General features: G+C 60.6%; 13 protein-coding genes. 4 read left to right on the top strand and 9 right to left on the bottom strand.

The annotated features are described in order from the left end of the window. The first annotated feature begins 133 nt into the window (after positions 1 to 133). Complete coding sequence (locus tag G6K99_RS17925) at positions 134 to 2,677, top strand: DNA translocase FtsK (protein WP_174197872.1); 2,544 nt, start codon at positions 134 to 136, stop codon at positions 2,675 to 2,677. Positions 2,678 to 2,725: 48 nt separating this feature from the next. Here the strand turns inward: G6K99_RS17925 and G6K99_RS17930 are convergent, their stop codons facing one another. Genes G6K99_RS17930 through G6K99_RS17950 form a run of 5 tightly spaced genes read right to left on the bottom strand, consistent with a single transcriptional unit; the run spans position 2,726 to position 6,945 of the window. Next, positions 2,726 to 3,142 carry a DUF2177 family protein gene (locus tag G6K99_RS17930; RefSeq protein WP_062454982.1) on the bottom strand — a complete coding sequence of 139 codons (417 nt, stop codon included), beginning with the start codon at positions 3,140 to 3,142 and terminating at the stop codon, positions 2,726 to 2,728. Between the two features lie 37 nt (positions 3,143 to 3,179). Further along, positions 3,180 to 3,560: a DUF2147 domain-containing protein gene (locus G6K99_RS17935; RefSeq protein ID WP_113110204.1), complete on the bottom strand. Its 381-nt coding sequence runs from the start codon at positions 3,558 to 3,560 to the stop codon at positions 3,180 to 3,182. Next, entirely contained in the window at positions 3,553 to 4,785 is a 1,233-nt protein-coding gene (locus G6K99_RS17940; RefSeq protein WP_174197366.1) for a cyclopropane-fatty-acyl-phospholipid synthase family protein, read from the bottom strand. The genes G6K99_RS17935 and G6K99_RS17940 overlap by 8 nt, the downstream gene beginning before the upstream one ends. Beyond that, positions 4,772 to 5,587, bottom strand: a complete 816-nt coding sequence (locus G6K99_RS17945; protein ID WP_062454385.1) for a DUF1365 domain-containing protein — start codon at positions 5,585 to 5,587, stop codon at positions 4,772 to 4,774. The genes G6K99_RS17940 and G6K99_RS17945 overlap by 14 nt, the downstream gene beginning before the upstream one ends. Next, a complete protein-coding gene (locus G6K99_RS17950) occupies positions 5,584 to 6,945 on the bottom strand; it encodes an NAD(P)/FAD-dependent oxidoreductase (protein ID WP_062577453.1) in 1,362 nt (453 codons plus the stop codon). Before G6K99_RS17950 ends, G6K99_RS17945 begins: the two co-directional genes overlap by 4 nt. 197 nt (positions 6,946 to 7,142) lie before the next feature. Between G6K99_RS17950 and G6K99_RS17955 the strand changes: the two genes are divergently transcribed. From G6K99_RS17955 to G6K99_RS17965, 3 genes are read left to right on the top strand one after another with little or no spacing between them, the layout of a single operon-like run. Beyond that, positions 7,143 to 7,937 (top strand): DUF1295 domain-containing protein, encoded by a 795-nt coding sequence (locus G6K99_RS17955; RefSeq protein ID WP_174197367.1) that lies wholly within the window; start codon positions 7,143 to 7,145, stop codon positions 7,935 to 7,937. A 12-nt stretch (positions 7,938 to 7,949) separates the two neighbouring features. Then, a complete protein-coding gene (locus tag G6K99_RS17960) occupies positions 7,950 to 8,978 on the top strand; it encodes a cyclopropane-fatty-acyl-phospholipid synthase family protein (RefSeq protein WP_174197368.1) in 1,029 nt (342 codons plus the stop codon). A gap of 21 nt (positions 8,979 to 8,999) precedes the next feature. Further along, positions 9,000 to 10,034, top strand: coding sequence for a proline racemase family protein (locus tag G6K99_RS17965; protein ID WP_174197369.1), 1,035 nt, complete (start codon positions 9,000 to 9,002; stop codon positions 10,032 to 10,034). Between the two features lie 7 nt (positions 10,035 to 10,041). Here the strand turns inward: G6K99_RS17965 and G6K99_RS17970 are convergent, their stop codons facing one another. The 4 genes from G6K99_RS17970 to cyoC are packed head-to-tail and all read right to left on the bottom strand — an operon-like array spanning position 10,042 to position 13,725. Beyond that, the gene (locus G6K99_RS17970) at positions 10,042 to 11,910 is read right to left on the bottom strand and encodes an adenine deaminase (protein WP_174197370.1); all 1,869 of its coding nucleotides are present in this window, start codon (positions 11,908 to 11,910) and stop codon (positions 10,042 to 10,044) included. A gap of 33 nt (positions 11,911 to 11,943) precedes the next feature. Beyond that, positions 11,944 to 12,699, bottom strand: a complete 756-nt coding sequence (locus G6K99_RS17975; RefSeq protein ID WP_174197371.1) for an SURF1 family protein — start codon at positions 12,697 to 12,699, stop codon at positions 11,944 to 11,946. A 7-nt stretch (positions 12,700 to 12,706) separates the two neighbouring features. Then, positions 12,707 to 13,108: a cytochrome o ubiquinol oxidase subunit IV gene (cyoD, locus tag G6K99_RS17980; protein ID WP_062454400.1), complete on the bottom strand. Its 402-nt coding sequence runs from the start codon at positions 13,106 to 13,108 to the stop codon at positions 12,707 to 12,709. Next, positions 13,105 to 13,725 carry a cytochrome o ubiquinol oxidase subunit III gene (cyoC, locus tag G6K99_RS17985; protein WP_062454402.1) on the bottom strand — a complete coding sequence of 207 codons (621 nt, stop codon included), beginning with the start codon at positions 13,723 to 13,725 and terminating at the stop codon, positions 13,105 to 13,107. Before cyoC ends, cyoD begins: the two co-directional genes overlap by 4 nt. Position 13,726: the final 1 nt, after the last annotated feature.

A 13,726-nucleotide genomic window follows, 5' to 3' on the forward strand; every position in this document is an offset into this window, starting at 1 on the left:
ATTTCGCGAAACTGACAAGCTGGAAGCCCAGGCTTCCGAACTGCCGGATACCGGCCACTCTCACCCCATAAATCCGCCTGAGCCCCCGAATGCGGGGCAACAGGTGGCTTGCGACATCGTGTCGACAGTCCAGATGCAGGCCCACGAGATCGAGGCGCTGCCGGACTGGCAGAAGGCCTTCATGTTGGGCCCGACCGTTCGTTTCACCCGCACGCCGGAGAAGACCATCTCCAGGCGTGGGGCACCCTCCGGCCCGGAAGCGGAGGGCGAAGCCGTCGCTTCCCACGCCGTCCCCGAGGCTGTCATTCCCTCTATGGCGGCGCCAGCCGTTCAGGAGATTTCCGAGATTACTTTCACCCAAAGACATGACGGCGACGCGCTGTCGACCTCTATCGCCAGCTTCCTGTCGCCTGAACCCGGCGCCCGCAATCTCGTCGGCACTCTCGATCAGGCGCTGAGGGAACGCCGGGCCACGTTTGCCAGGGAAACCGTTGAACCGGTGCTGGTCGCAGTTGCGCCGCCGCAGCCTGAAGCAGTGATTGATGCTCCCGTGATTAGCACTGAAAGACAGTCTCCGATCGCCAACCTGCCGGATCATCTGTTCTTCGAGGTGATGAGCCTTGGAGAGGCCACCGGCGAAGAGTTCGCGCTGACCCCGCCTCCCCCGCCAAAGGTCGAGCAGAGACCTGTGTTCGTTGCTCAGCGTCCGCTCCCGACCTATCCGAAACAGCCGGTCCGGCCCGAACCTGTGCGGGTTGCCCTGAGGGCGCCGGTCATTCGCCAGCCGATCGAGACCCTGACCAAACGTCTGGTTGAAGAAATTCCGGTGGGGCCGTCGCCGCTTGATCTCTATCGTTCGATCACGTTGCGCCAGGCCGGCCACGATGCTGCGCCAAATCCGGTGGTGCCTCCAGTGCAGGATGCGCCCGTCATCGCTGCTCCGGTCATTCCTGAGCCTGTCATTCCTGAGCCTGTTATCGTTGCGCCCGTCATCGCTGAGACCGTCGTCGAGGCCCCGGCGCCTGCGGTCGCTCCCGTTGTGCCAATAAAGTCGACGCGGCAGGTTGTCATGGCGACCCGCGCGATCTCTCCGATCCGGCCGTTTAACACCGAACCGCTGCATGCGTCCGACGACTACGAGTTCCCGTCGATCGAATTGCTGCAGGCACCGGTGGACGACCAGATCAGCCCCGTCAGCCAGGAAAGCCTGGAACAGAGCGCGGGGCTTCTGGAAAGCGTGCTCGAAGATTTCGGCATCCGCGGCGAGATCATCGACGTTCGTCCCGGCCCTGTCGTGACGCTCTACGAATTCGCCCCGGCACCCGGCGTCAAATCCTCCCGCGTGATCGGCCTTTCGGACGATATCGCCCGCTCGATGTCGGCGCTTTCGGCGCGTGTTGCTGTCGTTCCCGGTCGCAACGTGATCGGTATCGAACTGCCAAACCCCGTGCGCGAAACAGTCTACCTGCGTGAGCTGATCGAAAGCGGCACCTATGCGGGTACCGGCTTCAGGCTTCCGCTTTGCCTTGGCAAGACGATCGGCGGAGAACCCGTCGTCGCCGAGCTTGCAAAGATGCCGCATCTGCTCGTCGCCGGCACGACCGGTTCAGGCAAGTCGGTCGCGGTCAACACGATGATCCTGTCGCTGATCTACCGTCTGCGGCCGGACCAGTGCAGGCTGATCATGGTCGATCCGAAGATGCTCGAATTGTCGGCCTATGACGGTATCCCGCATCTGCTCACCCCTGTCGTGACCGACCCCAAGAAAGCGGTTCTGGCGCTGAAATGGGCCGTGCGCGAAATGGAAGACCGCTATCGCAAGATGTCGCGTCTCGGCGTTCGCAATATCGACGGCTTCAACGCTCGTGTGGCGGCCGCGTCCGCATCCGGCGAGGTCATCTCGATCAGCGTCCAGGTCGGTTTCGACCGTCAGACCGGCGAGCCGATCAACGAGCAGCAGGACATGGACCTGACGCCGTTGCCGTATATCGTCGTCATCGTCGACGAGATGGCCGATCTGATGATGGTGGCCGGCAAGGAGATCGAAGGCGCGATCCAGCGGCTTGCGCAGATGGCGCGTGCTGCCGGTATCCACCTGATCATGGCGACGCAACGGCCTTCGGTCGACGTCATCACCGGTACGATCAAGGCGAACTTCCCGACCCGTATCTCCTTCCAGGTGACGTCCAAGATCGACAGCCGTACGATCCTTGGCGAACAGGGTGCTGAAAACCTGCTCGGTCAGGGCGACATGCTGCATATGGTGGGCGGCGGACGCATTGCCCGCGTTCACGGTCCCTTCGTGTCGGACCAGGAAGTCGAGCGCATCGTTGCGCATCTGAAGACGCAAGGTCAGCCGCTCTATCTCGGCAGCGTCACGGAAGACGAAGAGGGTGAAGAGGTCGAGGAGGAAGACCAGGCGGTCTTCGACAGGTCCGCGATCAGCGAGGAAGACCGGGACGAGATGTACGAGCAGGCGATCAAGGTCGTCATGCGCGACAAGAAGTGCTCGACCTCCTACATCCAGCGCCGCCTGTCGATCGGCTACAACAGGGCCGCATCGCTTGTCGAACGCATGGAGAAGGATGGGCTGGTCGGCCCGGCCAACCATGTGGGCAAGCGAGAGATACTCGACCAGCGCGGTCAGCCGACCGTGGTCGAGGAGCCTGAACAGTAATAGCTCAAAGATATGGCCGGGATTTCCCGGCCATATTGTTTTCGAACGCTAGTGGTGTTTTGTTCTGAAGAACCGCAGAACGATCCAGGTGGCAAGACCGCTGGCGAGACCCGAAAGCAAGGTACCCCAAATGATGTCGGCCACGGAAAGCAGCGTCGACCAGTTCTTCATGACCGCATGGTTGGTGAGATCGTAGGTCATGTAGGACATGAACCCGATCGCCGCTCCCTGCCGCACCGCTGCTCCGACACCGCCTGCAATCAGGGCCGGACGCACTGCCATCAGCGTCAGTCCGCCGATGTAGAGAAGGTAGAAGATCACGGCAGGCGCGAGACGGAAACTCGGCAGAAGCATATCGCCCATGACCGGCCGGTAAAGCAGGCTTGTCATCGTGCTGAGCCAGACGGAGTCTATCGCGCCGAACACGATGAACGTGGTGATGTAGGCAAGAGCCAGCGTCTTCAGCGAGATCTTCGTCATGGGTTCGTTCCCTCTATTTGTGTCAGTCGATGCGGGACCAGTTGACGGCACGGCAAAGAATACCGCCAGCAACGCAGCCTTTCGTCGTCATCTTCTTTTCCGCGACAACGACCGTAATCTTGAACGTCATGTTGCGTTGTGGATCAAAGGCGGTACCGGAATAAGAGCCGTCAGCTGTCCGGTCGATCGTCATGACCAGCTTGTCGCCGGCCTTCTCGCTTCCCGATCCGGGCTTGATCCAGGTGTTGGTGGCGCAGATCTGGGCGCCGCAAGGCGCAATCTCGACCTTGGCATTGCCGTCGCCACGAGCCCAGTTGCCGTCCAGATCAGCGGCAAGAAGCGGCCCTGCCGACAGTGACAAGAGTGCTGCGACAGCACCGCTGCGCAAACCCAGATTACGCATGTTCAATCGTATAGAAGCCAACATTGATCGCTTCCTCCTCGAAGCCAGCCTCGCAATAGCAAAGGTAGTAGTCCCACAACCTACGGAAACGGCCGTCGAAACCGAGTTCCGCAATCTTCGGCCAAGCGGCGTGAAACCGCGTCCGCCACTCGGCCAGCGTCCGCGCATAGGACGCGCCAAAATGTTCGATGTCGCTGACGACAAGCCCGGATTTCTCAACGGCTGCCGTGAACGCGCTGTCCGAGGGAAGAAATCCTCCCGGAAACACGTATTTCTGGATGAAATCCGGATTGCGCCTGTAGGAATCGAAGCGGTCCTCGTTGATCGAGATCACCTGCAAAACCGCACGGCCACCGGGCTTCAAACAGCGACGGATGGTGTCGAAATAAGCTGGCCAATAGGCCTCTCCGACCGCTTCGAACATCTCGATCGAGACGATCCGGTCGAATTGCCCTGATGTATCGCGGTAGTCCTGCAGTCGGAGATCGATCTGCCCTTCCACGCCGGCCTGCCGGATGCGCTCGTTTGCAAAGGCCAGCTGCGAAGGAGAAAGAGTAAGGCCGGTGACCCGGGCATTGACGTTTTGTGCGAGGTCCAAGGCAAGAGCGCCCCAGCCGCAGCCGATCTCAAGCACGCTGTCGCCGTGGCTCATGGCGAGCTTTTCGCGGATACGCTCGAGTTTTTGACGCTGGGCATCTTCGAGAGACTGTCCCTGATGCTCGTAGAGCGCCGAGGAATAGAACATCGAAGGGTCTAGCCACTCAGCGTAGAACTCGTTGCCGAGATCGTAATGCGCCTCGATATTGCGTTTGCTGCCACGCTTGGTATTGGCGTTGAGAAGATGCGACAGGCGAACCGCGATCCGGCCGAGATAGCCCCCATGGGTCGCAAGCGTCAGCCCATGCCGGTTGCGCGCAGCAAACCGGATCACATTGGTAAGATCAGGTGTCGTCCATTCCTGCTTGAGATATCCTTCTGCAAAGCCGATGTCGCCCGCATGCAGAACGCGGCTCAGCATCCGCCAGCGCTTGATGACGATAACGGCGTCCGGCCCTTTTTCCGGCCCGGCCATCTCTATGGTGCGACCGGAAGGCAGCACAACGCGAATGGAACCGTAGCGGATACCGCTCAGCAGCCGGTTCACAACCCGCGCACCGAAGCCGGCAACGCCAGCTCCAGGTGTGCGATCGGTCGTTACGGAGGTGAATTCGTCAGATTGGCTCATGGATTTCCACTTTGCGTAGGGGAACAGCAGGAGTGACGGAGACGGGGTTTTCCGGTGGCTTTGGACGCTTGCGCAAACGCACGCCCTTGAGCCAGATTTTCAGTGCCTCCCAATGGATGCCGCCGACGACCCGGAGCGTCAGGAAGGGAATGGCGAAGAAGGCCTTCAGAAGCGCCCGGTCTGTCAGATCACGGCGGTGGGCGAGATGACGGGCAGTCAGCATTGGCCCCTCGGCATCGAATGTATCGATCTTGATCGACAGCCGTTCGGACGGCGGCGTCACGCGAAAGGTATAGCGCTGGTCCATGTCCATGAACGGCGAGACATAAAATGCCTTGTCGCAGTGCTGGACGATCTCGCCGCCGACACGATTATCGGCCGGGATGAGGTAGCCATGGCGTTCCCCGAATGTGTTATCCACTTCCCACAGGATCGCCTTCACCTCGCCATCGCGTCCGTAGCAGAAGAAGATGCTGAGCGGATTGAAGGCCCAGCCGAGTATTCTCGGCATGGTGAGAAGCTTGATCGACCCGCCATCAGGCTCGAGCCCTGCGGCGCGCATCCATTGCTCTATCTGGCCCCGAAGATCGGATCCCGAGCGGTCGCCGCGATCTCTTTGCCGAAACGAGAATAGATTGAACCGGTCGACGGAAAACAGTTTCAGGCCGCGATCAAGCGCGTCGAGCTCATCGAGATCGATCAGCAGCGAATAGATCCTGTAGGCCAGCCGATGCTCTTTCGGCCGCATGCGTGCATGCGTGACATGACCGGGATAAAGCGCCGACCGAAACGAAGCCGTCATGCCGTGACCTCGATCGGAACGGTAGCGCCGAGCGGCCGGCGCACGATCCGGGCGCTTTCCTCGGCGACCTTCCAGGGACGCCGAACGCCGCCAAGATCTTCCGCGACCGCCAGGCCTGCCTGGAGGCCGTCTTCATGAAAGCCCGAGCCGAAGTGGGCGCCGCAGAACCATGTGTTGCGCACACCCTGAAGCGACCAGATTTCCCGTTGTGCCCGCTCGGTTGCCATGTCGAAGATCGGATGCTCGTAGATCTCGCGTCGGATGACTGCGTCCTCGCGGGGCTGACGTGGGGGATTGAGTGTCACGAAGGTCGGCGGCGCATCGCCAAGCGGCTGCAGCTTGTTCATCCAGTAGGTGATGGCAGGCTGGACCTGCGCCTCGCCGGTCTTTGCCGAATAATTCCAGCTGGACCATGCGCCCTTGCGCTTCGGCATGAAGCTCTGGTCGCTGTGCAGAATCGCCTCGTTGCGGGAATAGCGGAAGGCACCCAGAATGCGTGTCTCGTGGTCATCAGCGTCCGACAGAAGACGACGTGCCTGATCTGCGTGGGTGGCGATCACCACCTCGTCGAATGCCTGCCATCCGTCCGGTCCGGTAGAAATTTCAACACCGCCACCGGTTCTCCTGATCGCTTGGACGGGTGTCGACAGGCGAATGCGATCGCGAAAGTCAGCTGTCAGGCGATCCACATATTCCCGGCTTCCGCCCGTCACCGTGCGCCAGATCGGACGGTTCCAGAGTTCGAGCAACCCGTGATTGCCACAGAAACGGACGAAGTTGACCGCGGGATACTCACCCACCTTACCCGCGGGCATCGACCAGATCGCAGCCGCCATCGGGTAGAGATGGTCGTCGCGGAACGCCCGTCCGTAGTGATGTCGGTCGAGGTAGTCATCGAGTGACAAACCGCCCATCGTCGACAGATCACGGGGAGCATTGCGGTAGAAGCGGACGAGATCGCGCATCATCGACCAGAAGCGTGGGCTGACGATGTTGGACTTCTGGGCGAACAGTCCGAACCCTGTGCCACCAGAATATTCGAAACCGCCATCGTCGAGAGAGACGGCGAAGGACATGCTGGAGGCCGTGGTTGGAACATCCAGATGACGGAACAACGCCGTCAGATTAGGATAGGTCACCTCGTTATAGACGATGAAGCCGGTGTCGACGGAAACGGTTCTTCCCGATGCGTCGAAATCCACGGTATGGCTGTGGCCACCGATACGATCGGCTGCCTCGAACATGGTAACATCGTGGGCCTTGGCCAGAAGCCATGCAGCGGACATGCCGGATATTCCACTGCCGACAACTGCGATGCGTCGACGTCCCGAGGTCCTATGCGTCTCACGAAATGCCATACAATTCCCCCAGCTCCCAAAGCAATCGATCACCTGCCCCGTGGGCTCTGTAATCATTACGAGAGATTGAGATAGAGAGTTTCACGCAATATCACTTCTTTTTGCGACATTTTTTCCAAGCCCATGAAACTGATTGGCTATGTCAGCCGTAGAGGGACACAAAGAACGTGTCGGGCTTTCTACGTTCGAGGAGACCAATGGATTACATTCACCTCATTTTTCTGGCGATAGGCCTGTCGCTGGCCATGGCGATCTCCTGGGCCGTACAACGCGCGACGGGTGCGAGCGGCTGGATAGACACGATCTGGTCGCTGGCGGTCGGCGTCGGCGGCGTGGCTGCAGCCTATCTGGCGGCCGGTCCCGTCGAGCGCCGCGTGACGGCAATCGTCATCGTTGCGGCCTGGTCGCTGAGGCTTGCCTTCCATATTGGCGCCCGCACGCGGCTCGGTGGCGAGGATCCCCGCTACGAAAAGCTTATCAAGGAATGGGGCGATCGCGCTTCCTTCCGCCTGTTCTATTTTCTCCAGATCCAGGCGTTCGCTGCCTTTATTCTTGTGCTTGCAGTCTACTGCGCCGCTTCGAACCCGGCAGAATACCCGCAGGTGGGCGATCTTCTCGCGCTTGCCGTGGCAGCGATTGCCGTTATCGGCGAGATGGTAGCCGACGTTCAGCTCTCGAGATTCCGCAAGACGCCGGAAGCCAAGCGGGAAATCTGCCAGAAGGGGCTGTGGGCCTACTCCCGCCACCCTAACTATTTCTTCGAATGGCTGTTCTGGTGCAGCTGGCCGCTGATGGCGCTTCCGGCGCTGGGCTTTGCCGCGATCGCGCTTCTCGCACCTGTGATGATGTACTGGCTGCTGGTGCACGTCTCCGGCATTCCGCCGCTTGAGGAACACATGCTGAAATCCCGGGGTGACCAGTTCCGTGCTGTCCAGGCACGCGTCAACGCATTTTTCCCCGGTCCGCGTCGATCCAAACTCTCAACACAATAAGGGAACGCCACGATGAACATGCTGGCCTTTGCCATCAATACGGCTGAACGAGCACCCTTAAGCGATGGCGTGACGCTTGCCGGGATCGACTTTCTATGCGGTCGCACCAAGCGGAAGCTGGCCTCCACGCCGGCAACCGCCGAGGACGCGTTCGCAAGGTCGATGGCCGACTTTCCGATCGCCACCCATACGGATGATGCCAACCGCCAGCATTACGAACTGCCGCCAGAGTTCTTCAGCCTCGCTCTCGGTCCACAGCGAAAATACTCCTGCGCATTGTATCTGGCTGACGATACAACGCTTGCGGAAGCGGAATCCTACGCGCTGGCCGAGACCGTGCGTCACGCGGAACTGAGTGATGGAATGGACATTCTCGAGCTCGGCTGCGGCTGGGGTTCGCTGTCGCTCTACATGGCCCAGCATTTTCCCAATGCCCGGATCACCTCCGTCTCCAACTCGGCCCCGCAGCGTGAGCACATCCTCAGCGAAATCGAGCGGCTGAAGCTCGACAACCTCACCGTCATCACCGCCGACATGAACGACTTTTCGACGGACGAGACCTACGACCGGGTCGTTTCGGTGGAAATGTTCGAACACATGTCGAACTGGCGAGGCCTTATGGAGCACACTAGAGGCTGGCTGAAGCCCGACGGAAAGCTGTTCCTGCACGTGTTCACCCACAAGGATCGGTCCTACCGGTTCGAGCACGACAACCCAGCGGACTGGATCGCCCACCATTTCTTCACAGGCGGCATCATGCCCGCGCACGACCTGCCGCGTCGTTTCGATGATATTTTCACCGTCGAACAAGACTGGCGCTGGTCGGGTCTCAACTATCGCCGCACCGCGATGCACTGGCTTGAAAATTTCGATCGCGAGATCGGGCAAATCCAGCCGATCCTGAAGGATGTCTACGGCAAGGACGCCTGCCTCTGGCAGCGCCGCTGGCGTCTGTTCTTCCTTGCCACTGCCGGATTGTTCGGCCATGACAAGGGAGAGGTCTGGGGCGTCGGGCATTACCTGATGACACCCAAGCGGTAACATCTGCCGGGGGGGTCGCGTTTGCGCACATCAAAGGTCATCCACATCGTCAGCTGCCATGCGGAGGGCGAAGTCGGGGATGTCATCGTCGGCGGTGTACTCCCGCCGCCGGGCGATACACTCTGGGACCAGTCCCGCTTCATCGCCCGTGACGAAACGCTGCGCAACTTCGTGCTGAACGAGCCCCGTGGCGGTGTCTTCCGGCATGTGAACCTGCTGGTGCCGCCGAAGGATCCGCGCGCCCAGATGGGCTGGATCATCATGGAGCCCGCCGACACGCCACCGATGTCCGGCTCCAACTCCATCTGTGTTGCGACCGTACTGCTCGACACCGGCATCATTCCCATGACCGAGCCGGTGACACGCATGACGCTCGAAGCGCCAGGCGGCCTGGTCGAGGTCACAGCGGAATGCCGCGACGGCAAGGCCGATCGGATCACGGTGCGCAACGTGCCATCCTTTACAGACAAGCTCGCAGTGTCGCTGGAAGTGGCCGGCTTCGGAACACTCACGGTCGACACAGCCTATGGCGGCGACAGTTTCGTCATCGTCGATGCGGCTTCACTGGGGTTCGAGGTGAAACCCGACGAGGCACGCGAGATTGCAGAAGCGGGCGTGAAGATTACCGCGGCCGCCAACGAGCAGATCGGCTTTACCCATCCGGACAATGCCGGCTGGGACCACATTTCCTTCTGCCAGATTGTAACTCCCCTCACCCGGGAAAACGGCGTGCTGAGCGGTGCAAACGCCGTCGTCATCCAGCCGGGCAAGACCGACAGGTCTCCCACCGGTACGGGCTGCTCGGCGCGCATGGCGGTTCTCCATGCGCGTGGCGAGATGGCAATCGGCGAGACCTATATCGGCCGCTCGATCATCGGTTCGGAATTCCACTGCCGTATCGAGTCGACGACGCGTGTCGGTGATCGCGAGGCAATCTATCCGCTGATCTCCGGCCGCGCCTGGATTATCGGAACGCATCAATTGATGCTGGATCCGTCGGACCCATGGCCGGGCGGTTACCGTCTTTCGGATACCTGGCCGAAGCTCGGAGCGTGAAGCGGCGTCAAAAAACGACCGGATGGGTTTTGCCTGTCTGGACGTTGACGAGCCCCTCCGGCGCGTAATCGCTCGGGGCGACCAGAACCCAGCGCCAGGGTGCGCAGGTGAGCGTCGCAAAGGCGAGACGCTCCGGGAAACCTGCGGACCAGCGCGGATGAAAACTCGGCTCGAACATCCACTCGACCTTTTCACCCTCGGCATAGAGCGCCTGCATCTCCTCATGCAGAGCGTCGGCCGACCGGCAGCTCATCAGCCCCGCCACCTCGTAGCGAACCCGCGCGACGACCTTTCCATCGCGAACCAGTGCCCAGCCACCATCATTGGCAGCGACGGCGTTAACGGCTGCGGCCATGGCTTCATCCGATGAGCCGACGCACCAGATATTGTGCTTGTCATGTGCCATGGAGCAGGCAATCGCCGTATCCGGGGTCCGCGGCCCGCAGCCGAGCCAGAACATTTTCGACACCGCTCCCTTGCCCGAAAACCGGTCGATGATCGAGAACTTGGTTATGTTGCGATCGGCATCCCGCTGAACGAGACCATCTTGGACAGGAAGGTCGATGGTCAGGAAATCATCGGTCCAGTGGAACGGCCGCAACACGGCAGCCGTCATCGTCTCGCGTCCGGGGTGAGCGGCGATTGCGAAATCCTCAGCTGTCAGCTCACGGCCGATATTGATTGTCTTCGTTGCCCAGTCTGGCCAGTCGATTTTGGGCACCTCGGGCAGATAGCGCTTGTCGTCAGAGACCTGGATGCCATCGGCCCAGACCTTGGCTATCTCGAATTTATCGACGTCGGAGAGAAGCACGATATCGGCATAACGTCCGGGCGCGATCGTGCCCACCCACGGCGTAAGGCGCATGTGACGGGCCGGATTGATGGTCACGCACTGGATGGCTATCTCGGGCGCAAGGCCTGCCTCGATGGCGAGGCGAACATTGTAATCGGTGGCGCCGAGTTTCAGAGTATCGGAGGCGCTGCGATCGTCGGTCGTCAGCGCGATCTGCGACCAGTCGGCGAGGCCCTTCTCGAGGAGACCGGCGATAACCTCCGGCAAACTGTGCGGGCGCAGTTCCATGAACAGGCCGCGGGTCAGCTTGTCCCAGAACTCCTCGACCGTCCAGGCTTCGTGATCCGATGCCAGACCGGCCGCGGCGAAAGCGTTGATCGTTGGGATGTCGCGAATGCCCGCCGCGTGACCTTCAACGACTCCGCGCTTCTCGAACGTTGCTCGGATCATGCCCCAGAGGCGGTCGTAGGAAGGGCTGGTTCTGTCCCACACGCCCGGCCAGTCCATCACCTCGTCGAGGCCCGCAACCATCAGGCTTTCGGACATGAACTGCTTTTGCTCGTCATAACCGAGATACCCGCCGCCATGCTCATAACCGGTGGGCGGCACGGCCGATCCGGGCAGCGGGAAGATCTTGAGCGGCGAGCCGGCGGCGCGGGCCTTCAGCCAGAATTCAAGCGTCTTTGCGCCGTTGACGTTCGAAAACTCATGGCTTGCCTCACAGGTCCAGGTATTGCCGCGGGGAAGAACGAGTGCTGCTTCCCATTCCGGTGTCAAATGCGAGCTTTCGATATGCTTGTGCACCTCTCCAAGCCCTGGAATGGCAGCCAGATCGGGTTCATGCACCCGGTGAGCGACGGTGCCCGGATAGGATCCCGCATCGCCGACATAGGCAATGCGGCGGCCCTTGATGATGATTTCCTGATTCGTGCGCCATGTCCGCGTGCTGACATCGAGCAGCCGGCCTACCCGGAGCGCCGTATCGGCTGGCAACTTGCCAAGTGCGACGAGCGTCAGTTCCTGGCGAACCGCGATCTCGACATCAGAATCGAGGCCAATATCGTTGATGGCGGGAGTATCCAAGGCGCGTTCTCCTCAAGATGAAATCGTTGCGGATCAACCGGCCGCGCGCTGCAAGCGTCCGAAGAAGATCGCAGCACCGAGAGACATGATTGCGAGCGCAAACCAGGTCAGTGCGTAACTCAGATGACTGTTGGGAAATTGGATGACGGTCAGGCCGCCAACCGGATAGCCACCCGGGTTCGACGTTGCGTCCGCATCGATGAAATAGGGCATGACGCCCTGAAGACCGCGCGACGCGCTGATCGCTGCGACATCGCGCGAATACCAACGCTCGTTGCCCGGATCGTTCTCCCGCAGGAAGCCGCCGCCGGGTTCGGAGAGGCGGACAAGACCTGTGACGGCGGCTTCGCCGACGGTCTGGCTTTCAACCCGGGTTGAGGGATCCCTGCGGTCAGGGGGCACGAAGCCGCGATTGATCAGGATCGTCCTGCCGTCTTCAAGCTTCAGCGGCGTCACGACCCAGTATCCGGGCCCGAGCTTCGTCACGGCCTGAACCAGCGCTTCCTTCGTGTGATCGAAGGACCCGGAGATGGCGACGTGGAGATATTCGATATCGTCAGGTGACTGGCCGGCTGCCGGAGGTGCCACCGGCGTTGCATGCACACGGGCGTCGACCCTTGCGATAAGATCGAGCTTCCATAACAGGCGTTGCACCTGCCAGGATCCGAGCGCCACGAAAATCAGCGTCGCGAAGACCAGAAACGCCCGCATGATATGGGAGCGAGAACGGGAAAGTGGCGCGGAATGACCCGCGCCACTTTGATTGGTGTCTGTCTCAACCGGTCTCATGACCGCCTCAAGGCATGTTCTTCATCATCTCCGGCGACATGACCATCATGTTTGCATTGAGATGGTGCATGACCCAGAGCGAGCCGGAGAGAGCGATGACCACGATGACGATCGTGAAGATCAGTGCCATCGCCGTCCAGCCGCCTTCGGACTTGGTGTTCATGTGCAGGAAGTAGATCATGTGCACAACGATCTGGATGACGCCGAAGATCATAACCAGAGCGCCGGTGACAGCCTTGTTGTCGAAGACGTCGCCCATCACAAGCCAGAACGGTATCGCCGTCAGGATCACCGACAGGATGAAGCCGGTCGTATAGCTTTTCAGCGAACCGTGGCTCGCCTCGTGCCCGTGGCTATGGGCGTGATGCGCGGCGTGCGCATCTTCGTGCGCGGGTGCTTTGTCGGTCATCCGAGGACTCCCATGAGGTAAACGACGGAGAAGACGCCGATCCAGATGACGTCGAGGAAGTGCCAGAACATCGACAGGCACATCAGGCGACGGCGGTTTTCCGGGATCAGGCCATGCTTTGAAACCTGCACCATCAGCGTGACCAGCCAGATGATACCGAAGGTGACGTGCAGACCGTGGGTTCCGACCAGCGTGAAGAACGCCGACAGGAACGCAGAGCGCTGCGGACCGGCACCTTCGTGCAGGAGATGGCTGAATTCGTAGAGTTCGATGCCGAGGAAGGCGAGACCGAACACGCCGGTCACGCCCAGCCAGAACAGCGTTTCCGCCTTGGCGCCACGCTCCATCTGAAGCATCGCGAACCCGTAGGTGATCGACGAGAACAGCAGCATCGCGGTGTTGAGCGCGACGAGCGGCAGGTCGAACAGATCCGCCGGTGATGGTCCGGCCGCATAATTGCGGCCGACGACAGCGTAGGTGGCGAACAGGATCGCGAAGATCAGGCAGTCGCTCATCAGGTAGAGCCAGAACCCAAGATTGGTGCTGTTCTCCGGATGATGATCTTCTTCCAGGTAGAATTGCGGGTTTTCCGCCGTCTCTGTTTTAGAAGCACTCATG

Source organism: Neorhizobium sp. AL 9.2.2, from assembly GCF_013317225.1.
Taxonomy (GTDB): domain Bacteria; phylum Pseudomonadota; class Alphaproteobacteria; order Rhizobiales; family Rhizobiaceae; genus Neorhizobium; species Neorhizobium soli.